The organism is Streptococcus sp. HMSC064H09 (assembly GCF_001812625.1).
Taxonomy (GTDB): Bacteria; Bacillota; Bacilli; order Lactobacillales; family Streptococcaceae; genus Streptococcus.
This window is the reverse complement of record NZ_KV809574.1, coordinates 457-1,467: the sequence shown is the minus strand read 5'-3', so window position 1 is coordinate 1,467 and position 1,011 is coordinate 457. Positions and strand designations below refer to the sequence as shown.

Below are 1,011 nucleotides of genomic sequence, written 5' to 3'. Positions count from 1 at the left end.
ACACAGTTGCTCCAGATGGAACAGTAACCTTCGTTCCTGAAAAATCATTCACTGGAACTGCTACAGGCGTAACAGTGAAACGCGTGGATAAGAACGGTACTGAAATTACAGCGAAGTATACACCAACAGTAACTCCAGTAACTCCAACTGCAACACCAGTTGAAACTACAGATATCCAAGGTGCTACACAAACAGGTAAGCCAGTATTTACAGAAGGCGATAGCCGTGTGCCAATGAACGATGATGTTCCAGCAACATTTGACGATGGCTCTACGACTAAGACTGTAGACGGTGTTGGTACTTACACAGTAGCAGCAGATGGAACAGTAACCTTCGTACCAGAAAAATCATTCGTCGGTACTGCACCAGCTGTAACAGTGGTTCGTGAAGATAAGAACGGAACCAAAGCTTCTGCAACTTATACACCAACCGTAACACCAGTTACACCAACAGCAGAAGATACAACATCTACTGACAAACAAGGTCAAACGCAAACAGGTACACCAACCTTCACACCAGGTAATCCAAATGTTCCAATGGATGATGATACACCTGCAACATTTGAAGATGGCTCAACTACGAAGACCGTTCCTGGTGAAGGAACTTACACAGTTGCTCCAGATGGAACAGTAACCTTCGTACCAGAAAAATCATTCACTGGAGAAGGTACAGGCGTAACGGTTAAACGTGTCGATAAGAACGGTACTCCTGTTACTGCTAAGTACACACCAACTGTGACTCCAGTAACCCCAACAGCAACACCAGCAGAATCAACTGGCCCTCAAGGTCTTGTTCAAACTGGAACAGTAACCTTCACCGAAGGTGACCCAGTTGCACCAATCGATAAGGATACCATTACTCTTCTTGATGAAAATGGTCAGCCAGCAGAATCTGTAGTTGCTAAATCACCAGAAGGTAAAGAAATTGGTACTTTCACAGTTGATAAAGAAACAGGTGTTGTAACCTTCACACCAACTGATAAATCTTACTCAGGTGATGTGGTTCCAGTTA

General features: G+C 44.0%; 1 pseudogene. It reads left to right on the top strand.

Features of this window, described 5'->3' with window-relative positions:
• Window positions 1-1,011, top strand: a pseudogene (locus HMPREF2867_RS04145) (CshA family fibrillar surface protein C); the annotation flags it as partial.